The following is a 20384-nucleotide window of genomic DNA, read 5'->3' on the forward strand; positions in this document are numbered from 1 at the left end:
CCGGCAAACATCCGGTAGGGCTACGGGGCGCGGTGACGGGCGACCGCCTCGTGCAGCCCGGTTCTGCCGTACGGGAGAGAGCGAGCCCGGTCCACGTGTCGCGCTACCTGCTCAGGAAGACGATCGGCTGGCTGGCGATGATCGTCGTCGCCACGAACCTGACGTACTTCCTCGCGAACGCCTTCCTGGACCCGCGCGCGAACTACCTCCAGTTGCGCCCGCCGCGCACCCCTGAGCAGATCGACCGGTCGCTCTCCCAGTACAACCTCAGCCCCGACACACCGCTCCTCGAGCGGTGGTGGCACTGGTTCAGCGGCATCGTCCTCCACTGGGACTGGGGCGCCTCTCCCGTCGGCGAGAGCGTCAACGACCAGATCGCCTTCCGGATCGGCGTCAGCGCCCAGCTCGTCCTGTGCTCGCTGATCCTCTCCACCGTCATCGGCATCTCGCTCGGCGTGTACACGGCGGCGCGCCAGTACCGGACGGCCGACCGGTTCCTCCAGGCCCTCTCGGTGGTCACGCTGAACATCCCGACGGTCGTGGCGTCGCTGGTCGTCGTGCTGCTCGCGATCTCGCTCAACCAGTCGCTGGGCACGACCCTGCTCTACGTCGCGGGCGCGCAGTCCCCCACCATCACGGGGTTCTGGCCGCTGGTCGTGGACCGGATCCAGCACCTCGTGCTGCCGACGATCTCGCTGACCGTGATCAGCTACGCCGGCTACCACCTCCTGCAGCGCTCGCTGCTGCTCGACACCATCAACTCCGACTACGTGCGGATGGCGCGGGCGAAGGGCCTCACCCGCCAGGCGGCGATCCGCCGGCACGGGCTGCGGACCTCGCTGATCCCGGTCGCCACGTCGATCGCGTTCGCGGTCCCGGCCCTCTTCACCGGGGCCGTGATCACCGAGACGATCTTCGCCTGGCAGGGTATGGGCCAGTACTTCACCACGACGATCAGCAAGAACGACATCCACGGTGCGGTCGCCGTCGCGGCGTTCGGCGCGCTGATGACGGCGATCGGTGCGATCCTGGCCGACATCACCGTGGTGGCGCTCGACCCGAGAGTGCGGGTGACCGGTTCATGACCGCGAACATGCCCGGGCTGGAACCGGTCGTCCCCGACGTGGTCCTGCCGGAGGACGAGCCCGCCGCGCGGCGGGGCAGGCGACTGAGCAGGCGCCGCCTCTACCTGCGCCGCTTCCTGCGCAACAGGGGCGCTGTGGCCGGGCTGGTGATCCTGGCCCTGCTGGTGCTGTTCGCGCTGGCCGGTGGCCTGTTCACCAGCTACTCCTATAGCGACGTCGACTTCACCAGCCTCGCGGAGGCCCCGTCGCCGCAGCACATCTTCGGGACGAACAGCGCCGGCAACGACGCCTACGCCCAGGCGGTGCACGGGCTGCAGCGCTCGCTGGTCATCGCGATCACGGTGTCGCTGCTCACCACGGTGATCGCGGCGGTCGTCGGCTGCACGGCCGCGTACTTCGGCGGGCGCGTCGAGCAGGTGGTCATCGGGATCGTGCACTTCCTGCTGGTCGTGCCGTCGTTCCTGATCCTCGCGCTGGTCTCCCAGCGGGCGGGCGGCGACTGGCGTGCGCTGATCGTCGTGCTGACCGTCTTCGGCTGGATGTACAACGCCCGGGTCGTCTGGTCGCTCGCCACGTCCCTGCGCGAGCGCGAGTACGTGCTGGCGGCGCGGTTCATGGGGGTGAGCCCGTTCCGCATCGTGTTCCGCCACCTCATCCCGAACATCGGCTCCCTGCTGATCATCACGTTCACGATCGGCGTCGTGGCGACGGTGCAGGGCGAGACCGCGCTCTCGTTCATCGGGTTCGGCGTGCAGCCACCCGACGTGTCGCTCGGCACCATGCTCAGCGACGGCGCCACCACCGTCACCAGCGCGCCCTGGCTGTTCTACGCGCCGGCGGCGCTCGTCACGCTCCTCACCGTCTCGATGGCGCTGATCGGGGACGGCCTGCGCGACGCGCTCGACCCGACGTCCCGCTCCGGGGGCCGGGCATGACGGCGCCTGTCCTGTCGATCCGCGACCTGCGGGTGTCGTTCCCCTCGGAGGCAGGGCTGGTGGAGGCCGTCCGCGGCGTCGACGTCGACCTGCACCCCGGGCGGACCCTCGGCATCGTGGGTGAGTCCGGGTCCGGGAAGTCCGTCACGTCGCTGGCGGTCATGGGGTTGCTGCCCGAGTACGCCGCCGTGTCGGGCTCGGTCACGCTGGACGGCCGCGAACTGCTCGGCCTCGAGGACAAGGAGATGTCGGCGATCCGCGGCCGGGACATCGGCATGGTCTTCCAGGACCCGCTGTCCTCGCTGACCCCGATCTTCAGCGTGGGCAACCAGATCGTCGAGGCCCTGCAGATCCACCAGGACATGGGCCGCGACGCCGCCTGGAAGCGGGCCGTGGAGCTGCTCGACCTCGTCGGGATCCCCCGGGCCGCGGAACGGGCGCGGTCCTTCCCGCACGAGTTCTCCGGGGGGATGCGCCAGCGGGTCGTGATCGCCGCCGCCATCGCCAACGACCCGCGCCTGATCATCGCCGACGAGCCGACCACCGCCCTCGACGTCACCGTCCAGGCCCAGATCCTCGACGTCCTCGCGCTCGCGCAGGCCGAGACCGGTGCGGCGCTGATCCTCGTGACGCACGACCTGGGCGTGGTCGCGGGCACCGCAGACGACGTGATGGTGATGTACGCGGGCCGGCCGGTGGAGACCGCGCCCGCGGTCGAGCTGTTCGCCGAGCCGCGCATGCCGTACACGATCGGCCTGCTCGGCGCCGTGCCCAGGGTGGACGTCGCGGGCGGCGGGCCGCTGGTGCCGATCACGGGCACGCCGCCCTCGATGATCGCCCTCCCGCCGGGCTGCCCGTTCCGGCCGCGCTGTCCGGTGGCGGTCCCGGCGTGCGCGGAGGCCGAGCCGCCGCTCCTGGAGACCGGCGAGGGTGGGCATCGCGTGGCGTGCATCCGCGCGGGCGAGATCCACGACCGACGGATCGACGGGGCGGACGTCTACCCGCTCCGGCCGCCGGCCACGGCTCGGCTGGACGCCGTGCCGCGGGAACGGCGCGCGAGCGTGCTCGAGCTGTCCGGGGTGAGCAAGACCTTCCCGCTGCGCAAGGGCGCGATCCTGAAGCGCAGGGTCGGCTCCGTGCGGGCGGTGGCGGAGGTCGACCTCGACATCCGCGAGGGCGAGACGCTCGGGCTCGTCGGCGAGTCGGGGTGCGGGAAGACCACGACCCTGCTCGAGATCATGAAGCTGCGCCCGCCGGAGAGCGGGAGCATCCGCGTCGGCGGGGTCGACGTCGCCGGGATCGGGGGTCGCGGCGAGGAGCGCGAGCTGCGCAGGCGGTTGCAGATGGTGTTCCAGGACCCGATGGGCGCGCTGGACCCGCGCATGACCGTCGCCGACATCCTCGCCGAGCCGCTGACCGCCGTGAACGGTGCGGACCGGGCGGCCATCGACGTCCGGGTCGACGAGCTCATGACGCTCGTCGGGCTCGACCCGGCGCACAGCGACCGCTTCCCCGCGGCGTTCTCCGGCGGTCAGCGCCAGCGCATCGGCATCGCCAGGGCGCTCGCCACCAACCCGGCGCTCGTCGTGCTCGACGAGCCGGTCTCGGCGCTGGACGTCTCCATCCAGGCCGGGGTGATCAACCTCCTGAACGAGCTGAAGGCGCGGCTCGGGCTCGCGTACCTGTTCGTCGCGCACGACCTGGCGGTCGTGCGGCACATCTCGGACCGGGTCGCCGTCATGTACCTGGGCCGGATCGTCGAGATCGGCTCCGTCGACGACCTGTTCGACGACCCGCAGCACCCGTACACGCAGGCGCTGCTGTCGGCCGTCCCGGTGCCCGACCCGGAGGTCGAACGCCGCCGCGAGCGGGTGGTCCTGCGCGGCGACCTGCCGAGCCCCACCGATCCCGTCCAGGGCTGTGCTTTCGTGTCGCGGTGCCCGCTGCACGTGACGCTCGACGAGGACCGGCGCGCCCGTTGCGTCGCCGAACGGCCCGAGCTCACGGGCCGGGCCGGATCCGACCACCGCAACGCCTGCCACTACCGCTGATGCCACCCCAGATCCGCAAGGGACGCCCGCGATGATCTCGATGAACGCGATGATCTCGATGAAGAGGACGGCAGCCGCCGGGCTCGCCACCGCGCTGCTGGTGGCGCTCGCCGCCTGTGGCGGCTCGCCGGCGAACGAGGGCCCCCCGGACACCGCCGAGTCACTGGCCGACAAGTCGTCCTTCAACCCCCAGCCGTACGAGAACCTCCGCGACGGCGGCACGGTCACGACCTCGCTGCCGGAGCTCTCGCCCCAGATGAACGTCTGGCAGAACGACCGGACGGCGTACTCGCGCAACGTCTGGAACTGGTACAACCCGCTGCTGATCACGTTCACCGCCGACGGCGACCCGGTGTTCAACCCGGACTACCTGACCGACGTCGAGCAGGAGACCGTCGACGGGAACACCCGGGTCACGTACACGATCAACCCGAAGGCCACGTACAACGACGGCACGCCCATCGACTGGACGTCCTTCGAGGCCGCCTGGAAGTCGAGCAACGGGAAGGACCCGGCCTACCTCCCGGCCGGCACCGACGGGTACGACCGGATCACCTCGGTGACCCGGGGCACGGATGACCGGCAGGCCGTCGTGACGTTCGACGGGATCAACCTGTGGTGGCAGGGCCTGTTCGACAACCTGCTCCACCCGCAGGCGCTCGACCCCACCGTGTTCAACCAGGGCTACGTCAACACCCCGCACCCGGAGTGGGGCGCCGGGCCGTACACGATCCAGAACTACGACCCGCAGAACGGCTCGATCGTCTTCGAGCGCAACCCGAAGTGGTGGGGCAAGCCGGGCAAACTCGACACCCGGACGTTCCTCCAGATGGACTCGGTGGCCGCGGTGAACGCGTTCCGCAACGGCCAGCTCGACGCGGTGGCCGTCAACGGCAAGGACCAGCTGGCGCAGGTCACCGGGGTCCCTGACACGGAGATCCGCAAGGGACCGACGCTGCAGCTCGACCTCTTCACGCTGAACGGCCAGAGCCCGATCCTGTCCGACCCGCAGGTCCGCAAGGCGGTCCTCGAGGCCATCGACCGCAGGCAGATCGCCGAGTACCACTTCCAGGGCCTGAACTACACGGCCGACCCAGCCGGCTCCCTGAACCTGCTCCCGTTCCAGAAGGGCTACACCGACAACTTCAGCAAGGTCATCCAGTACGACCCCGAGCAGGCCAAGCGCGACCTCGACGCCGCAGGCTGGACCGTGGGCACGGACGGCATCCGGGAGAAGAACGGCCAGCGGCTGCAGTTCACCTACGTCAACACCGGTGACGACGCCATCGGCAAGGCGGTGGCGGGCGGCACCGCCGCCATGCTCAAGAACGTTGGCATCCAGATGGATATCCGCCAGGTCCCGACCTCGGACTTCTCGAAGATCGTCACCGGCCGGCAGTTCGACATGTTCTACTCCGGCGCCTCGCAGTCCGACCCGTTCGGCCTCGCCTACATCTGCCAGCTCTACTGCTCCGACTCCCAGTTCATCAGGTCCGGGGTGAACGACCCGAAGAACGACGCGCTGATCCGCTCGGTGAACGCCCTGCCCACACCGGAGGAGCAGTACGCCAAGGCGGCCGAGGCGGAGACCGCGGCGTTCGCGACCTACGGGGTCATGCCGACGGTGAACCTGGTGGGGATCTACGCGGTGAAGAACGGCCTGGCCAACTCCGGTGCCGGGCGCTTCTTCTCCACCCCTCCGGAGAACATCGGCTGGCAGAAGCAGGGCTGACACCGCGGCTGTGAGCGGATGCGAGTGCTGGGGCACTCGCATCCACTCACGGCATGGTGAGGTCGGCGATCTTCTCCCGGTGGGCGTCGGCGTCGCCCCACTGGCCTGCGAGGCGCTTGGCGCGCTTGTAGAAGAAGTGCGCCTCGTGCTCCCACGTGTAGCCGATGCCGCCGTGGTACTGGATCATCGCGGCGGTGGCCTGCAGCGCCACGTCGCTCGCCTTCGCCTTCGCCACGCTGACGGCGAGCGGCGCGTCCGGGAGCCGCTCGTCCACGGCGTGCGCGGCGTAGAGCGCCGCGTGCTCGGCCATGGTGACGCCGACGTGCAGGTCGGCCAGCGCGTGCTTGATCGCCTGGAACGACCCGACGGGCACGCCGAACTGCTGGCGTTCACGGTCGTAGGCGACCGTGCGGGTGATCGCCTCGCGCGCCACACCCACCAGGTCGGCCGCCACGAGGACGGTGGCCCGGGCGGCCAGGTCGTCCACCACCTCGGCGGTGGCGCCGGGCAGCGCGGCGCCCTCCCCCGCGTCGAGGTCGGCCAGCCGGGTGGTGCCGTCGTAGGACCCGCGCGGGGTGGCCCGCGCACCCTCGACGAGCGCCAGCCCGCCGCCGGAGCGCGCCACGACCACGTCGGCCACCGCCCCGTACTCGACGGCGGGAAGCACACCGGGCGCGCCGCCGCGCAGGGTGATCGCCCCGACGGCCTCGCCTGCGGCGAACCGGGGGAGCCACGAGCCCTTCTGGTCGTCGGAGCCGGCCAACCGCACCGCCTCGGCCGCCAGCACCGTGCCGCGCCACGGCCCGGGCGCCGCCCCCGCGCCGAGTGCCCTGGCGATCACCTGGGCCGCGACGAGACCCAGGCCGAGCCCGTCGTGCTCCTCGGGCACGAGGACGGCGAGCCAGCCCTGCTCGCCCGCCGCCTTCCAGAGCGAGGCCGGGTGCCCGTCGCCGTCCGTGTCCTCGACGACGGCGCGCACGGCGTCCAGGTCGAACCGCTCGGCGAGGTAGCCGCGCACGGTCGCGTCGAACTCGCGCTGGTCGTCGGTGAGTGCGAAGAACATGACGCTCCTACCGCGGCAGGCCGAGCACCCGCTCGGCGGTGACGTTGCGCTGCACCTGGGACGAACCGCCCCAGATCGTGACCGAACGGGACCACATCGCCTGCGCGTGCAGCGGCCGCAGGTCCAGCCCGTCGATCGCGTCGAGGGTGGCGTCCTCGCCGAGGACGTCGTCGAAGACCTCCCAGAGGTCCTGGTACGTCTCCGACCACTGCAGCTTCGTCATCGACGCCTCGAAGCCGAGGTCCCGGCCCTGCTCGACCTGGGTGAGCACGTGCATGGCGTGCAGCCGCAGGCACTCGAGCTCGGTGAGCACGCGGGCGAGCTTCGCGCGGACCACCGGGTCGCGGTCGCGGCCCAGCCGCTTCGCGACGGCGGCGATCTCGTCGTACTGCCGCCGGAACTCGGTGTACTGCGCGATCCCGGACGCCCCGCGCTCGAACGACAGCAGCAGCATCGCGGTGCGCCAGCCCTCGCCGATCTCGCCGAGGCAGTCGGTGGCCGGGACCCGGGCGTCGTCGAAGAACACCTCGCCGAACTCGCTCGCACCGCTCATCTGCTTGAGCGGGCGGGCGTCCACGCCGGACTGGTGCATGTCGATGAGCAGCATCGAGAGGCCCCGGTGGCGCTGCGAGCCGGGCTCGGTCCGGACCAGCGTGAAGATCTTGTCGCCGTGCACGGCGTTGGTGGTCCACACCTTCTGCCCGTTGACGACGAAGTCGTCACTCGCCGCACTGCCGTCGCGGACGCCACGGGTGGAGATCGCCGCGAGGTCGGACCCGGCGCCCGGCTCGGAGAAGCCCTGGCACCAGATCACCTCGTTGCGCAGCATCGGCCCGATGATCTCCTTCTTCTGCGCGTCGGTGCCGATCGCCATGACGGTGGGCGCCAGGAAGGTCAGCCCCAGCCCGTTGGCGGTGCGGGGCGCGTTCGCCCGCACCATCTCCTCGTCGTAGATCGCCTTCATGCCCGGCGTACCGCCCCGCCCGCCGTACTCGGTGGGCCACGCGATCCCGGCGAACCCGGCTTCGGCCTTGTCCCGCTCCCAGTCCCGCCGCAGCCGGAAGCTCTCATCCGCGTCGAGCGACTCCCAGAACCCGGGGCGGGTCCACTCCTCGGGGATGTTCGCCCGGAGCCACGACCGCAGCTCGCGGCGGAACTCCTCCTCCGCTGCGGTGTACGTCAGGTCCATCGCGGCCTCCTCGCGCGCATGCCCGTGCCACTGCCACCCACCTTGGCATACCCACGGGTAACCTGCGCCCCTCCCGGCACGGTGGGTGAGGGTGCGCGGCGTTGCCGGGTACTCTCCGGATATGCGCACTGAGCGGGTGACGGTGAGCCTGCCGGCCGATCTGGTGGCCGAGGCCCGCAACGCCGTGCGGCGCGGGGCCGCGCGGAGCGTCTCCTCCTACATCGCCGAGGCCGTGTCGGCGCGGCAGATGCGCGACCGATCCCTGGCCGCGCTCGCCGACCTCTACGGCGGCCCTCCGCCTCCCGACGAGCTGGCGGAGGCGCGACGGACCCTGCGCCTGGTGCGACGGGCCGCCGCCGTCTGATGCGCGCATGATCGGCGGGCGCGTCCTCGACGCCAGCGCGCTCGCCGCCTTCGCCATCGGGCGCCCCGTGTACGTGCGCGCCCTGGTGTGGGCGGCCGTCGAGGAGAACATCGTGCTGGCGGTGCCGAGCGCCGCGCTCGGCCGCGCGTGGTCGATGCTCGAGCCCGAGCACCACCCGGCCCTGCGGGTGCTGCTCGACCTGCCCAACACCGTGATCGACGAGCTGGGCTCGGTATCGGCGCACGAGTCCGGCCTGCTGCTGGCCGCGTCCGGGCACGACGACATCGTGGCGGGCCAGGTGGCCGCCAGCGCCAAGCGCCGCGGCTGGCCCGCGGTCACCGGTGATCCGGCCGCCCTGCGCAAGCTGGACACGACGGTGGCGATCGAGGAGCTCCCGTAGGCGGACGCACAGCGTGGAGCTGTGGTGCCGGGCTAGCGGCCCTTCTCCGGGCCGCCCCTCGCAGCTCGAGGACGCCTCCGGCGTCGCTGCGCGCCCCGTGACCTCCGAGCCTCCGCGGCCCCTACACCACAGCAGTGCGGGCAGGCCAGGGCCTGCCCGACGGTCCGTGCGGCGCCGCCAGGAAGCGGTCGCACCGGGCCGGGGCCGCAACCGGGGCCACCGCAGCGATCAAGGGCAGATGGCTGCCTCGGAGCGGTGACCGAGGGCGGATGGTCGCTCCCGGAGATCATTCGGCCACCATTTCGCCTTGGTCGGCGATCCGGTGCGCGTGCCGCCCCTCGGACGACACCACGTGCACGGCCGACGCCCCCGTCGAGCGCTCCCCGATCGCCCGCGACCATTGAGAACCCAGGAATCAACCACCTAGTAGGGCTCCGAGGTGCGGTTCCGGAGGATGGTGGCCGTCCCCTCGTCCGCCGGGAGGAACGCCTCCAGGCGCAGCTCGGACAGTGTGACGTCGACGGCTGTCGCGAAGGACGTCAGCGTGGTGATGAGGCGCAGCTCGCCTCCGGCCACGCGCAGCCGGAGCGGCACGGCGAACCCGAGGTGGCCTGCGTGCGGTTCCATCGGGGGCAGGTAGGCGTCCAGCTCGCCGATGAGCGCGTCCAGGCGGGGATCCGGGCTTCGCCGCTGCTCGTCCCGCAGGCTGCCGGTGATGTGGCGGCCCCACTCGGCCAGGTTCTCGACGCGCGGGGCCATCCCGAGGGGGTGCAGCGCGAGGCGGAGGACGTTGACCGGTGGCTGCAGCAACTCGGGCGCGGCCCCTTCGGTGAGGACGGCCAGCGCCGGGTTGGCCGCGACCAGCTCGCCGTACGGCCGGACGACGACCGCCGGATACGGCATGTGCCCGTCGAGGATGCCGTCCAGTGCCGCCCGCACCGCGCCGAGCTCGGGGCCGTCCAGCCGCGATTCGGAGTAGACGGGCGCGAAGCCCGCCGCGAGCAGGAGCTCGTTGCGCTCGCGCAGCGACAGGCCCAGGGACTCCGCGAGCCGCACGACCATCGCCCGCCCCGGCCGCGACCGCCCCTGCTCCAGGAAGCTCAGGTGGCGCTGGGTCGTATCGGCCTTGATCGCGAGGTCGAGCTGGCTCCAGTTGCGCCGCCACCGCCAGCGTCGCAGCTCGCTCGCGAATCGATGAGAGTCCACGGACGCCGTCACGGCACCAGTGATACTCCGAAGGCCACTCGTGGCCGATTCCCTGCAGGGAATCGCCAGGGCGCGGCTGGGCCAGCAGAGTTCCGCCCATGAGCAACCCCGATGTGCAGGCCGTGGCCGAGAGCTACGTCGCCCAGTGGAACGAGCCCGACCCGGCGGCACGCCACGAGCGGATCCGCGAGCTGTGGGCGGACGACGCCCTCCACGTGCTGGTCAACCCACTCCAGGCGGTCCGCGACGCGGCGGCGAGCCTCGCCGTACCCGCGCCGTCGCTCGAGGTCCGCGGCCTCGACGCGCTGGAGGCCCGGGTGGCCCGCGCCCACGAGATGTTCGTCGCGGCGGGCGAGCACCACTTCGAGGCGGACGGGGTCCCGACCGTCCTGACGCACCGGGTGATCGGCGTCCGCTGGTCGATGGTGGCGACCGCCGGCGGCGAGACCGTGGGCGGCGGGCTGGACGTCCTGGCCCTCGACGACGACGGCCGGATCCGCACCGATCACCAGTACGTCGGCTGATGCCCGCGGAGTCCGTGCGCTTCACGAGGATCACCCGCACCGACGAGGGCGGCTCGGTCTTCGAGGACGACGAGATCCGGCTCGCCGAGCGGCACGTCGTCGACGGGGTGCCGCCCATGGCGGTCGCCGGCGTGCCGGCCACGGGCGGTGTGGTGGTCGTGCGCAGCGCCGCGTTCGACAGCGCACCCCACCCGGCGCCGCGGGAGCAGTGGGTCGTGATGCTCCGCGGGGTCATCGAGGTGCGGGTCACCGGGGGCGCCACCCGCCGGTTCGGCCCTGGCGACCTCGTGCTCGCCGCCGACACCACCGGCGCCGGGCACGTCACGGTCGGCGCCGGAGATCCGCCCTTCGAGGCGCTGTTCGTGCCGGCCTCGCCGGGGCGAACCGCCTGAGGCCACGCGGGGGCGTCAGCCCGCGAGGCGTTCCCGGAGCCGGGTCAGCGAGTGCTCCTCCAGGCCGTGCGCGCGCAGCCAGCCCGCCGCGCCGCCGTGCTCGCTGTCGAGGTGGTCGAGCACGGCGGCCATGGCCTCGGCGCGCGGCAGGTGCGGCGTGAGGTCGTCGGGCATCGGATCACCCGACGCCGCCGTCCAGCGCCGGAACAGCGCCTCGATCCGCTCTCCGGAGAGCGCGTAGTCGGCCACCACGGCGTCGCGCTCGACGCCCACGGCGTCCAGCACCAGCGCCGTGAACACGCCGGTGCGGTCCTTGCCCGCAGCGCAGTGCACGAGGGTCGGACCGGCGGCGGCGAGCCGCCGCACGGCCGTGACGACGTTGTCGGCGCGGTCGCGCAGGTAGCCGAGGTAGATGTGGACCAGCGGGTCGACGTCGTCCTCGGTCTCCGGGAGCTCGCGGCCTTCCTCGGGGATGAAGCTCAGGGCCAGGGTCTCCACGCCCGCGTCCGCGAACGCCGTGGGGCTCACGGACTGCTCCCGTTCCCGCTGCGTGCGCAGGTCGATCACGAGCCGCAGGCCGAACTCGTCGACCAGGTGCGTGATGTCGGACGGGGTGCAGTACCGCAGGGACGCGCTGCGCAGCAGGACCCCGCTGCGGGTGGCACCGCCGTCGCGCAGCGGCAGGCCGCCGACGTCGCGGATGTTGTCGAGACCTTCCAGGGCGAGCCAGCGATCCACGGGTGCAGCCACGCCTTTCACCCTCGCATGACGGAACCGCATCAGACATGACCAAGTATCGTGTGTCACGTGGAGCAGGAACTGGTGGCGGCGGCGCTGGCGGCGGCGCGCGCACGCGGCCGCGACGTCGCGGATGTGCCGCTCGCGGCGATCGCCGCCGCGGCGGGCGTGTCCCGCAGCACGCTGCTGCGCCGGCTCGGCGGCACCCGGGCGCCGTTGGACGAGGCGGTGCGGCGGGCGGGCGTCGACCCGGGGGGCCGTCCACCCGCCAAGGAACGCGCGATCGCGGCCGCTGCCACGCTCATCGCCGAGCAGGGCCTCGGCGCTACCACGCTCGACGCCGTCGCCGCGGCCGCCGACTGCGCCCTACCCACCCTGCACGGCCTCTTCGACGGGCGGGACGGCTTGCTCACCGCGGTGTTCGACCGGTACGGCCCGCTGCCCGACCTCGAGGCGCTCGCCGCCGACCCGCCGGACGACCTCACCGAGCTCGTGCGCGAGGTGCACCGCGCCATCATCACCGCGTTCGCGCGCGAGCCGCGCGTGCTGCCGGCGATCTTCGCCGACGCCTGCGGGCGGCCCGGCGGACCGGGCCACGCGATGCTCAAGGCGATGGTCCCGCGCACCTCGGAGAGCCTCTGGGCGCTGCTCGGCACGCACATCACGGCCGGCAGGCTGCAGCCGCTCCCGTTCCCGATCCTCGTCCAGCTCCTGCTCGGCCCGATCGCCACGCACATGCTGCTGCGCCCGACGCTGGAGACGACTCCCGGCACGGAACTACCGTCCGTGGAGGAGATCGCCGAGACGCTCGCCACCGCCTACCTCCGAGCCGTCGCGGCCTGATCGTGGTGATCACTCCATCAGGTCCGGCGAATTGCCCGGGTCCGCCGATCCGGCGGCGCCGCCGGATCCTCGTCCACGAGCGGTCGACGCTGGTCCCGGCCCTGCCGGCTGATCACGGACCGATTCGCGCCCGACGAGGGGGCGCACGTGCTGAACGAGTTCCGCGGGCCACACCGTAGGCTGCGGCGAATGAGTGACCAACGAAGGTCACACAGAGTCGCCGCCACGGACCCGAGGGAATCGATGACGGACCCCCGCGCCAACCTGATTCGCCAGCAGCTCGCCAACCTCGGCAGGCGGCACGCCGCCGAGGAGAACGCCAAGGCGGCCACACCACGCGCCACGCGCGTGCTCATCATCGGGAACTTCGGCAACGGCAACACCGGTGACGAGGCCATGCTCGCCCGCACGTTGCAGGAGCTGCCCGAGGACACCGAGGTGCGCGTGGTGTCGCGCAACCCGCGGATGGTGGAGGCGCTGCACCGCGTGCCCGCCGTCGCGATGGAGGGCATCCCCTTCGTCAGGTCGCTCAAGTGGTGCGACGGGATCGCCGTGGTCGGTGGCGGGCTCTTCGGCACCGGCTCGTCCTCGTTGGTGAAGGCCCTCCCCGCGATCGTGTGGGCCGCCACGGCCCGTGGCCGCGACATCACCTACCTGGCGATCGGGGTCTACCCCGGCACGCCGGACCGCGTGCTCGACCTGCTGCGCCGCTCGGTGCGCAAGCCGGGCCGGATCAGCGTGCGGGACGAGGTGTCCGCCGCCGTGCTCGGCGACCGGATCGTGGCGCCCGTGGTGGGCGACCTCGCGATGGGCCTCAAGCCCGCTCCGCCCGCCGACGCACGGCGCGCGCTGGCCGCCGCGGGCGTCGACCCGGCGGTTCCGCTGCTGCTCGTCGCGCCCAAGGCGCTGCCCAACCCGATCCTCGTCGACGCGCTGCAGGACGCGGCGGAGATCCTCGGTCGCCGCTGGATCGAGCGCGGCGGCGCGGTCGCGGGCCTGGCGATCAGCACCCACGCCGACTACGGCCTCGGCCTCGCCCGCCGCGACGAGGTGCTCATCACGGAGCTGGGCGAGCGCCTCGGGCGCAAGGTGCCCGTGCTCGGCCCCCAGCTGGAGCCCACCCTGGCCAAGGCCGTGGTCGGGGAGGCCGACGCGCTGTTCGGCCTGCGCATCCACTCCCTGATCTTCGCCGTCTCCATGGGCGTCCCGTGCCTCGGCGTCGGCTGGGAGGAGCGCACCACGGCGTTCCTCGCCGAGCACGAGCAGTCGGCGATCAGCACCCGCCCGCCGGTGGAGGACCTGCACGCCTGGGTGGACCAGACGCTGCCCGCGCGCTGGTCGGCCCGCCCGCGCCTGCTCTCCTCCTGAGCGTTGTCAGCAAAGCCACCTTCATGACGCCTGACGTCGTGAAAGTGGCTTTGCTGACGTCGGCTAGATCGCGGCTAGACCCCGTCCGCGGGCGTCCGGCGGAGCATCGGGGGCAGCAAGCGCGCGCCCGGTCCCAGTTCCGACACCCGGTCCCCCGGGTTGTACAGCCGGCAGCGCTTGAGCGACAGGCAGCCGCAGCCGATGCACGAGTTCAGGCCGTCCCGCAGGGCGACGAGGGCCTGGATCTGCTCGTCGAGGCGCCCGCGCCACGACTTCGACAGCCGGGACCAGTCCGCCTTCGTCGGAGTGCGCCCGTCGGGCAGCTGGTCTAGGCCTTCGCGGACCTCGTCCAGCCCGACCCCGATGGTGCGGGCGGCGCGGATGAACGCGAGCCTGCGCAGCACCGATCGCTCGTAGCGGCGCTGCCCGCCCGACGTCCGGGTCGTCGTGAGCAGCCCCTCGCGCTCGTAGTACCGCAGCGCCGACTGGGGGAAGCCGCTGCGGTGTGCCACCTCCCCGATGGTGAGCAGGTCCTTCGTGTCCACCGGGCCGTCTCCTCCTTGACCTGAACCTGACTTCAAGTCGCACGGTACAGGCATGACCACCGTCACCGCCATCGTCACCGGCGCGGGCCAGGGCTTCGGCCTCGCCCTGGCCACCGCGCTCAGCGCCCGCGGCACCACCGTGATCGCGTGCGCGCGCGACGCCGACCGGCTGCGGGCCGCCACCGCGCCCCTGCCCGGCGTGGTCGCCCTGCCCGGCGACGTCACCGACCCGGCGTTCCGCGCCGAGCTCGTGGCCGCCGCCGGCGGGCGCCTCGACCTGCTCGTGCACAACGCCGGCGAGCTCGGCCCGTCGCCGCTGCCCGCACTGGAGCGGTATCCGCTCGACGCGCTGCGGGCCGTCCTGGAGACCACCGTGCTCGCCCCGCTCGCGCTCACCCAGCTCGCCCTGCCGCTGCTGCGCGCGTCCGTCGCCGGAACGGTCGTGACGCTCAGCTCGGACGCCGCCGTGGAGGCGTACGCGGGATGGGGCGGCTACGGGGCCGCCAAGGCCGCGCTCGACCACCTCGCCGCCGTGCTCGCGGTCGAGGAGCCGGACCTGCGGGTGCACGCCTTCGACCCCGGCGACATGCGCACCGCGATGCACCAGCGCGCCTTCCCGGGCGAGGACATCTCCGACCGCCCGGAGCCGGAGGCCGTCGTGCCGTCGCTGCTGCGCCTGCTCGACGAGCGGCTCCCCAGCGGCCGGTACCGGGCGGCGGACCTCCTCGCGGAGAGCCCCCGGTGACGACCACGTTCACGGTGCCGCCCGAGCTGTCGGCCTCCGAGCCGCCCGAGGTCCGCGGGCTCGCCCGCGACGGGGTGCGGCTGCTCGTCGCCCGGGCGCGCGGCCCGGTGCGGCACACGACCTTCGCCGCGCTTCCGGCCGCGCTGCGCCACGGCGACCTCGTCGTCGTCAACACCTCCGACACGGAGCCGGCCGCCGTCGACGGCCACCGCGCGGACGGCACGCCCGTCACGGTGCACGTGTCCGGCCCCGCCCCGGACCAGCTGCACGTCGTCGAGCTGCGCACCCCCGACGGTCACCGGGTGACCGACGGGGCCGCGGGTGAGGGCATCGCGCTGCCGTGCGGCGTGGTGGCCACGTTGCTGACCGGCCACCCCGATCCGCGGGTGGTGTCGGGCAGCAGGCTGTGGCGGGCGCGGATCCCGGTGGCGGGCGGGCTGCGGCCGTGGCTCGCGGAGGTCGGCCGGCCGATCCGCTACCCGTACGTGCCCCGGCCGTGGCCCCTCGACGCGTACCGGACGGTGTACGCGCGCGCGGAGGCGGAGTTCGGCAGCGCCGAGATGCCGAGCGCGGGCCGCCCGTTCACGCCCGCGGTGCTGCAGGCCCTCCACGCCCGGGGCATCGGTGTCGCGCGGGTCGTGCTGCACACGGGGGTGTCGTCGCTCGAGGCCGGGGAGGCGCCGCTGCCCGAGCGCTACCGGGTCCCGGAGGAGACCGCGGATGCCGTGAACGCCACGCGGGCGGCGGGCGGGCGGATCGTCGCCGTCGGCACCACGACCACGCGGGCGCTCGAGACGGTCGCCGCACCGGGCGGGCGGGTCCGCGCGGCCGCGGGGTGGACGCACCTCGTGCTCGGGCCCGGGCGTCCCGCCCGCGTCGTCGACGGCCTGGTCACCGGGTGGCACGAACCGGGGGCGTCGCACCTGTCGCTGCTCGAGGCCGTGGCGGGTCCGCGCCTGGTCACGAGGGCCTATGCGGCCGCCCTGGAACTGGGGTACCGCTGGCACGAGTTCGGCGACTCCTGCCTGCTCCTCCCGGCGCAATCCGTTCGTCGCCCTGGGTGACCGTTCGTCGCGAAACCCGATCTTCCCCACCGGTTGCCTCGAGCCGCCGAACGGCACGTGAGCTGCGGTGAAATGCACTGTCACCACTTGTCCGAGCACTGCCCGCCCCATACTCTTTCGCCCAGCGTTACGAACCGATCACGGGCAACACCTGGACCGGACTCCCCACCCGGCCCCCGGACCCCGACCGGAAGCCCGCGAACGGATCGCTCCCCAAGCGCTGGAAGGGCTGTTTCGTGGCAGGACACCGCTCCCCCCGTGGTGCTCGTGCGCCCCGCACCGCCGGATCCACCGGCACGGGCCGCCATCAGGCGGCACACCGGCCCGCCCCCACGGGCCCGTCGCTCGGCACCACGGTGGTGGCCACCACGGCCGCCGTCGGCGCGGTGGCCACCGGCGCGTTCACCGCGATCGTCCCGGCGATGGAGGACGGCACGGCGACATCGGCGGCCGCCGACGGCCCCTTCGACGCGGGGCTCGCGTCCAACAGCACCGCCTTCGACGCGGTCGCGCCTGCCGCCTCGATGGTCCCGGTCGAGCTGGCAGCGCAGGCGGAGTCCGTCGAGGACCACGTGGCCAGGGTCGTGCAGGCGGCCGACCTGGCCAAACTGCACGCCGAGCAGGCCGAGCAGCAGCGGATCGCGGGGATCATCGAGCGCGGCGGTCTCGACGGTTGGATCGCGGAAGCCCTGCAGATCCTCGACCTGCCGCAGTCGCTCGCGCCCGGCGTCAAGCGGATCGTGCTGAAGGAGTCGAACGGCAACCCGCGCGCCATCAACAACTGGGACGCCAACGCCCGCCGCGGCACCCCGTCGCAGGGCCTGATGCAGACGATCCCGACGACCTACCGGCACTACGTGCACCCGGATCTGAAGAACCGCCCGATCACGGACCCGGTCGCGAACATCACCGCGGGGATCCGGTACATGATCGAGCACTACGGGATGAGCACGGTCAAGTCGGGCGGCCGCAGCAACAGCGCCGGGAACTACGTCGGCTACTGATCTGCTCCCGGGCACCGGGCGGCCCGGGCTCTCCACCCCACCTGTCAGGTTCCGCCCGGAGCTGCAGGGTCTGCGTGCGCTCGCGGTCGCGCTCGTCGTCTTCCACCACGTCTCGGACGGCCGGGTCTCCGGCGGCGTCGACGTGTTCTTCCTGATCTCGGGTTTCCTGCTCACCGGGCAGCTCGCCCGCGCCGCGGCGCGCGGCCGGCTCGACCTGCGGGCGCGCTGGAGCCGGATGGTCCGCAGGCTGTTGCCGTCGGCCACGGTGGTGCTGCTCGGCACGGTCGCCGCGGGTGCGCTGCTGCTGCCCGAGACGCGGTGGCCGCAGACCGTGCGCGAGATCGTCGCCACCGCGCTGTTCGTGGAGAACTGGCGGCTCGCCGCCGATGCCGTCGACTACACCGCGCGCAACAACACCACCAGCGTGGTGCAGCACTTCTGGTCGCTGTCGATCCAGGTGCAGTTCTTCGTCGCGTGGCCGCTCGCCGTCGCGCTCATCGCGCTCGTGGCCCGCCGCGCGCCGCACCGGCTGCACGCGCACCTCACGGCGACGCTGCTGGGCCTGTTCGTGGCCTCGCTGTCGTTCTCCGTCGCGCTCACGGCCACCGACCAGCCGCTGGCGTACTTCCACTCGCTCACGCGGCTGTGGGAGTTCGCGCTGGGCGGGCTGCTGGCCCTGTGGATCGACCGCATCCCGTGGACGCGCGGCGAGCGCGTCGCGTTCGGCTGGGTCGGCGTGCTCGGCCTCGTGGCCTGCGGCTTCGTGCTGGACGGTGGCTCGGTGTTCCCCGGTTACGCGGCGCTGTGGCCGACGCTCTGCGGGGCGCTGGTGCTGCTGGGCGGGGTCACGCGCTCGCGCTACGGCGCCCACCGGTTGCTCGTGCTGCGCCAGGCGCAGTTCCTCGGCGGCGTGAGCTTCCCGCTCTACCTCTGGCACTGGCCGGTGCTCGTGCTCTTCATGGTGGCCCGCGACCAGGACGAGGTCGGGCCGGTCGGCGGCGTCGCCGTGATCGCCGTGTCGGTCGTGCTCGCGGTGCTCACGTCCCGCTTCGTCGAGGACCCGCTGCGCCACGTCCGCGTCAGCGACGGCGATGCGTACCGGTACGGCGCCGCGGCCGTGACCGTCGTGCTGCTCGCCGCGGCGATCTGGCAGTTCGGTGCGGGCCAGCGCGCCGTCCCCACCGACGGGCTCGGCGGGCCGCAGTACCCCGGGGCGGCCGCGCTCGTCGACGGCGAGCCCGAGGCCGCGCCGCTGATCCCGGCGCCGGTGTCGGTGTACGAGGACTGGGTGTGGGTGCAGGACTGGGACTGCGTGCCGCTCGCGGAGGTGCGCTCCGACATCTGCACGCAGCCGGTGGAGGCACCGCCGCAGCGTCGGGTCCTCGTGGTCGGCGACTCGCACCTCGAGCAGTTCATCGCCGCCCTCGTCCCGATCGCGCGGCAGCACGACTGGCAGCTCATCGGCGCGCTGCGCGGGGCCTGCCCGTTCTCGACCGTCTCCGAGCTGGACCCGAACGACGCCGAGTGCGTGGCCTGGAACTCCGCCGTCGTGGACAAGATCGCGGAGCTGCGGCCGGACGCCGTCGTCACCCTCGCCACGCGGGACGTGCGCAGCGGCCCCACCGAGCAGACGCCGCCGGGGTTCATCGAGCAGTGGCGGCGGCTGGCCGACCTCGACATCCCGGTGCTGGCCGTCCGGGACAACCCCCGGTTCGCCTACGACGTGCCGGACTGCGTCCGCCGGCACGGCCGCGACGAGGACCCGTGCGGGGTGGACCGCGACGCGGTGTACCCGGCCGACCCCCCGTACGCGCAGCTGGACGTGCCGTCGAACGTGACCTTCCTCGACCTGGCCGACTACGTCTGCGACGACACGCGCTGCCCCGCGGTGATCGGCAACGTGCTGGTCTACCTGGACGACAACCACCTCACGGCGTCGTACGCCACGACGCTGGCACCGGTGATCGAGGATCAGGTGGTGTCCGCCGTCGGCGGATGAGCCACCACCCGGGCGCGGTGCCCGCCGACCGCGACGACGTCGCCCGCCCGCAGCTGCGCGCCCCTGCGCGTCTCGAGCCGCCCGTTCACCTGCACCTCTTCGGCTTCCACCAGCTCCCTGGCGTGGGCGCCGTGGTCGGCGAGCCCGGCCAGCTTCAGGAACTGGCCGAGCCGGATGGGGTACTCGGCGACCGGGACGTCCTGGATCGGTGGGCGGGTCACCCGCTCATCCTCGCGCAGCGAGGATCTCCAGGTAGTGCGGGTTGTGCATGACACCGAGGACGTTGCCGAACGGGTCGACGACGGAGGCGGTCGTGAAGCCCGACCCGTCGCCGTGCTCGGTGATCGGCTGGTACTCGGTGGCCCCCATCGCCAGCAGCTTCTCCACCGTGCCCGGCAGGTCGTCGACGTGCCAGTGCATCACCGCGCCGCCCGGGGCGCTGCGCGCTCCGGGCGGGGCGTAGCGGCGGTCGATGAGGCCCAGCTCGTCCTCGTCGTCCCCGACGCGGAACTCGACGTAGGCAGGCGCGGCGGGCGCGGGCGGGTAGGCGTAGTAGGCCCGGACGCCGAGCAGCTCGGCGTACCAGTCGCGAGCGGCCGTGACGTCGTCGGCGTAGAAGCTGATGGTGGCGAACCCTCGGAACATCGGTGCTCCCTCTCGTCTCGGGTGGCGTGGAGACATCGTGCGGGAGGTAAGTGCTCATCCAGTGAGCACTTTCACGCACCGATCGCGTCCCGTGCGTGCTGGAGGGTGAGGTCGAGCAGGCCCGGGAAGCGGGCGTCGAGGTCGTCGCGGCGCAGCCGGTTCATCCGGCGGGTCCCCTCGTCCCGCTGGTGGATCACACCGGATTCGCGCAGGACCTTGAAGTGGCCGCTCTGCGTGGACTTGCTGACCGGGAGGGCGAACGTGCCGCATGCCAGCTCACCACCCGGGCCGGCGTCGGCGAGCCGGGCGACGATCGCCAGTCGCATCGGGTCGCTCAGCGCGGCCAGCACCGCCGTGAACTCCAGCTCGGACCGCTCGGGGTGCACGAGCGCGGTGGACGTGCGGCTCGCCATGCCCCCACCCTACCGGATATGTTCGCCATCCCCGAACATCTGTTATGTTCGCGATCGCCGAACATGACGCTGTGGGGAG

Annotated in this window: 22 protein-coding genes; 14 read left to right on the plus strand and 8 right to left on the minus strand. The window is 72.8% G+C overall.

Annotated elements, in window-relative coordinates; all coding sequences use genetic code 11:
* Positions 1-95 precede the first annotated feature (95 nt).
* From ABEA81_RS24960 to ABEA81_RS24975, 4 genes are read left to right on the plus strand one after another with little or no spacing between them, the layout of a single operon-like run.
* Positions 96-1085, plus strand: coding sequence for an ABC transporter permease (locus ABEA81_RS24960; protein ID WP_345607745.1), 990 nt, complete (start codon positions 96-98; stop codon positions 1083-1085).
* Positions 1082-2020, plus strand: a complete 939-nt coding sequence (locus ABEA81_RS24965) for an ABC transporter permease (protein WP_345607746.1) — start codon at positions 1082-1084, stop codon at positions 2018-2020. The genes ABEA81_RS24960 and ABEA81_RS24965 overlap by 4 nt, the downstream gene beginning before the upstream one ends.
* Complete coding sequence (locus ABEA81_RS24970) at positions 2017-4071, plus strand: ABC transporter ATP-binding protein (RefSeq protein WP_345607747.1); 2055 nt, start codon at positions 2017-2019, stop codon at positions 4069-4071. The genes ABEA81_RS24965 and ABEA81_RS24970 overlap by 4 nt, the downstream gene beginning before the upstream one ends.
* A 31-nt stretch (positions 4072-4102) precedes the next feature.
* On the plus strand, positions 4103-5803 hold the full coding sequence (locus ABEA81_RS24975) for an ABC transporter family substrate-binding protein (protein ID WP_345607748.1): 1701 nt from the start codon (positions 4103-4105) through the stop codon (positions 5801-5803).
* A gap of 46 nt (positions 5804-5849) precedes the next feature.
* Here the strand turns inward: ABEA81_RS24975 and ABEA81_RS24980 are convergent, their stop codons facing one another.
* Together ABEA81_RS24980 and ABEA81_RS24985 are read right to left on the minus strand one after the other, a co-directional pair.
* Positions 5850-6866: an acyl-CoA dehydrogenase family protein gene (locus tag ABEA81_RS24980; RefSeq protein WP_345607749.1), complete on the minus strand. Its 1017-nt coding sequence runs from the start codon at positions 6864-6866 to the stop codon at positions 5850-5852.
* A 7-nt stretch (positions 6867-6873) separates the two neighbouring features.
* Positions 6874-8055: an acyl-CoA dehydrogenase family protein gene (locus ABEA81_RS24985; protein WP_345607750.1), complete on the minus strand. Its 1182-nt coding sequence runs from the start codon at positions 8053-8055 to the stop codon at positions 6874-6876.
* 121 nt (positions 8056-8176) lie between these two features.
* Here ABEA81_RS24985 and ABEA81_RS24990 point away from each other — a divergent pair, with 121 nt between their 5' ends.
* Both ABEA81_RS24990 and ABEA81_RS24995 read left to right on the plus strand, forming a co-directional pair.
* Positions 8177-8419, plus strand: a complete 243-nt coding sequence (locus tag ABEA81_RS24990; RefSeq protein WP_345607751.1) for a hypothetical protein — start codon at positions 8177-8179, stop codon at positions 8417-8419.
* A gap of 7 nt (positions 8420-8426) precedes the next feature.
* Complete coding sequence (locus ABEA81_RS24995) at positions 8427-8819, plus strand: hypothetical protein (RefSeq protein ID WP_345607753.1); 393 nt, start codon at positions 8427-8429, stop codon at positions 8817-8819.
* 423 nt (positions 8820-9242) lie between these two features.
* Here the strand turns inward: ABEA81_RS24995 and ABEA81_RS25000 are convergent, their stop codons facing one another.
* A complete protein-coding gene (locus tag ABEA81_RS25000; protein WP_345607754.1) occupies positions 9243-10037 on the minus strand; it encodes a helix-turn-helix domain-containing protein in 795 nt (264 codons plus the stop codon).
* 86 nt (positions 10038-10123) lie between these two features.
* Between ABEA81_RS25000 and ABEA81_RS25005 the strand changes: the two genes are divergently transcribed.
* The gene (locus ABEA81_RS25005) at positions 10124-10549 is read left to right on the plus strand and encodes a hypothetical protein (RefSeq protein ID WP_345607755.1); all 426 of its coding nucleotides are present in this window, start codon (positions 10124-10126) and stop codon (positions 10547-10549) included.
* Positions 10549-10941 (plus strand): cupin domain-containing protein, encoded by a 393-nt coding sequence (locus ABEA81_RS25010; protein WP_345607756.1) that lies wholly within the window; start codon positions 10549-10551, stop codon positions 10939-10941. Before ABEA81_RS25005 ends, ABEA81_RS25010 begins: the two co-directional genes overlap by 1 nt.
* 15 nt (positions 10942-10956) lie before the next feature.
* Here ABEA81_RS25010 and ABEA81_RS25015 read toward each other — a convergent pair whose 3' ends face one another.
* On the minus strand, positions 10957-11691 hold the full coding sequence (locus ABEA81_RS25015; protein ID WP_345607757.1) for a tyrosine-protein phosphatase: 735 nt from the start codon (positions 11689-11691) through the stop codon (positions 10957-10959).
* 57 nt (positions 11692-11748) lie between these two features.
* On the opposite strand from ABEA81_RS25015, the gene ABEA81_RS25020 reads away from it, so the two are divergent.
* Together ABEA81_RS25020 and ABEA81_RS25025 are read left to right on the plus strand one after the other, a co-directional pair.
* Positions 11749-12522, plus strand: a complete 774-nt coding sequence (locus tag ABEA81_RS25020) for a TetR family transcriptional regulator (protein WP_345607758.1) — start codon at positions 11749-11751, stop codon at positions 12520-12522.
* Between the two features lie 243 nt (positions 12523-12765).
* On the plus strand, positions 12766-13890 hold the full coding sequence (locus tag ABEA81_RS25025) for a polysaccharide pyruvyl transferase family protein (protein WP_345607759.1): 1125 nt from the start codon (positions 12766-12768) through the stop codon (positions 13888-13890).
* 74 nt (positions 13891-13964) lie between these two features.
* Here ABEA81_RS25025 and soxR read toward each other — a convergent pair whose 3' ends face one another.
* The gene (gene soxR, locus ABEA81_RS25030; protein ID WP_345607760.1) at positions 13965-14435 is read right to left on the minus strand and encodes a redox-sensitive transcriptional activator SoxR; all 471 of its coding nucleotides are present in this window, start codon (positions 14433-14435) and stop codon (positions 13965-13967) included.
* A 52-nt stretch (positions 14436-14487) separates the two neighbouring features.
* Here soxR and ABEA81_RS25035 point away from each other — a divergent pair, with 52 nt between their 5' ends.
* From ABEA81_RS25035 to ABEA81_RS25050, 4 genes are all read left to right on the plus strand, one after another.
* Complete coding sequence (locus ABEA81_RS25035; RefSeq protein WP_345607761.1) at positions 14488-15180, plus strand: SDR family NAD(P)-dependent oxidoreductase; 693 nt, start codon at positions 14488-14490, stop codon at positions 15178-15180.
* Positions 15177-16244: an S-adenosylmethionine:tRNA ribosyltransferase-isomerase gene (locus ABEA81_RS25040; RefSeq protein ID WP_345607762.1), complete on the plus strand. Its 1068-nt coding sequence runs from the start codon at positions 15177-15179 to the stop codon at positions 16242-16244. The genes ABEA81_RS25035 and ABEA81_RS25040 overlap by 4 nt, the downstream gene beginning before the upstream one ends.
* Before the next feature lie 359 nt (positions 16245-16603).
* Positions 16604-17248: a transglycosylase SLT domain-containing protein gene (locus tag ABEA81_RS25045; protein ID WP_345607763.1), complete on the plus strand. Its 645-nt coding sequence runs from the start codon at positions 16604-16606 to the stop codon at positions 17246-17248.
* 70 nt (positions 17249-17318) lie between these two features.
* Positions 17319-19247, plus strand: a complete 1929-nt coding sequence (locus tag ABEA81_RS25050; RefSeq protein ID WP_345607780.1) for an acyltransferase family protein — start codon at positions 17319-17321, stop codon at positions 19245-19247.
* On the opposite strand, the gene ABEA81_RS25055 is transcribed toward ABEA81_RS25050, so the two are convergent.
* From ABEA81_RS25055 to ABEA81_RS25065, 3 genes are all read right to left on the minus strand, one after another.
* Complete coding sequence (locus ABEA81_RS25055) at positions 19220-19468, minus strand: RNA-binding S4 domain-containing protein (RefSeq protein ID WP_345607764.1); 249 nt, start codon at positions 19466-19468, stop codon at positions 19220-19222. The two genes, ABEA81_RS25050 and ABEA81_RS25055, sit on opposite strands and share 28 nt — an antisense overlap.
* Positions 19469-19472: 4 nt before the next feature.
* Positions 19473-19892, minus strand: a complete 420-nt coding sequence (locus ABEA81_RS25060; RefSeq protein ID WP_345607766.1) for a VOC family protein — start codon at positions 19890-19892, stop codon at positions 19473-19475.
* Between the two features lie 71 nt (positions 19893-19963).
* Entirely contained in the window at positions 19964-20305 is a 342-nt protein-coding gene (locus ABEA81_RS25065; protein WP_345607767.1) for an ArsR/SmtB family transcription factor, read from the minus strand.
* Positions 20306-20384: the final 79 nt, after the last annotated feature.

This window comes from Pseudonocardia adelaidensis, from assembly GCF_039543345.1.
GTDB lineage: Bacteria > Actinomycetota > Actinomycetes > Mycobacteriales > Pseudonocardiaceae > Pseudonocardia > Pseudonocardia adelaidensis.

Excerpts from the sequence above, each read along its gene's own strand:
- ABEA81_RS24980 (WP_345607749.1), bottom strand. The coding sequence starts at position 6,866 with ATGTTCTTCGCACTCACCGACGACCAGCGCGAGTTCGACGCGACCGTG.
- ABEA81_RS25060 (WP_345607766.1), bottom strand. The coding sequence starts at position 19,892 with ATGTTCCGAGGGTTCGCCACCATCAGCTTCTACGCCGACGACGTCACG.
- ABEA81_RS25010 (WP_345607756.1), top strand. The coding sequence starts at position 10,549 with ATGCCCGCGGAGTCCGTGCGCTTCACGAGGATCACCCGCACCGACGAG.
- ABEA81_RS24965 (WP_345607746.1), top strand. The coding sequence starts at position 1,082 with ATGACCGCGAACATGCCCGGGCTGGAACCGGTCGTCCCCGACGTGGTC.
- ABEA81_RS24975 (WP_345607748.1), top strand. The coding sequence starts at position 4,103 with ATGATCTCGATGAACGCGATGATCTCGATGAAGAGGACGGCAGCCGCC.
- ABEA81_RS25035 (WP_345607761.1), top strand. The coding sequence starts at position 14,488 with ATGACCACCGTCACCGCCATCGTCACCGGCGCGGGCCAGGGCTTCGGC.
- ABEA81_RS24990 (WP_345607751.1), top strand. The coding sequence starts at position 8,177 with ATGCGCACTGAGCGGGTGACGGTGAGCCTGCCGGCCGATCTGGTGGCC.
- ABEA81_RS25005 (WP_345607755.1), top strand. The coding sequence starts at position 10,124 with ATGAGCAACCCCGATGTGCAGGCCGTGGCCGAGAGCTACGTCGCCCAG.
- ABEA81_RS24985 (WP_345607750.1), bottom strand. The coding sequence starts at position 8,055 with ATGGACCTGACGTACACCGCAGCGGAGGAGGAGTTCCGCCGCGAGCTG.
- ABEA81_RS25065 (WP_345607767.1), bottom strand. The coding sequence starts at position 20,305 with ATGGCGAGCCGCACGTCCACCGCGCTCGTGCACCCCGAGCGGTCCGAG.
- ABEA81_RS24995 (WP_345607753.1), top strand. The coding sequence starts at position 8,427 with ATGATCGGCGGGCGCGTCCTCGACGCCAGCGCGCTCGCCGCCTTCGCC.
- ABEA81_RS24970 (WP_345607747.1), top strand. The coding sequence starts at position 2,017 with ATGACGGCGCCTGTCCTGTCGATCCGCGACCTGCGGGTGTCGTTCCCC.
- ABEA81_RS25025 (WP_345607759.1), top strand. The coding sequence starts at position 12,766 with ATGACGGACCCCCGCGCCAACCTGATTCGCCAGCAGCTCGCCAACCTC.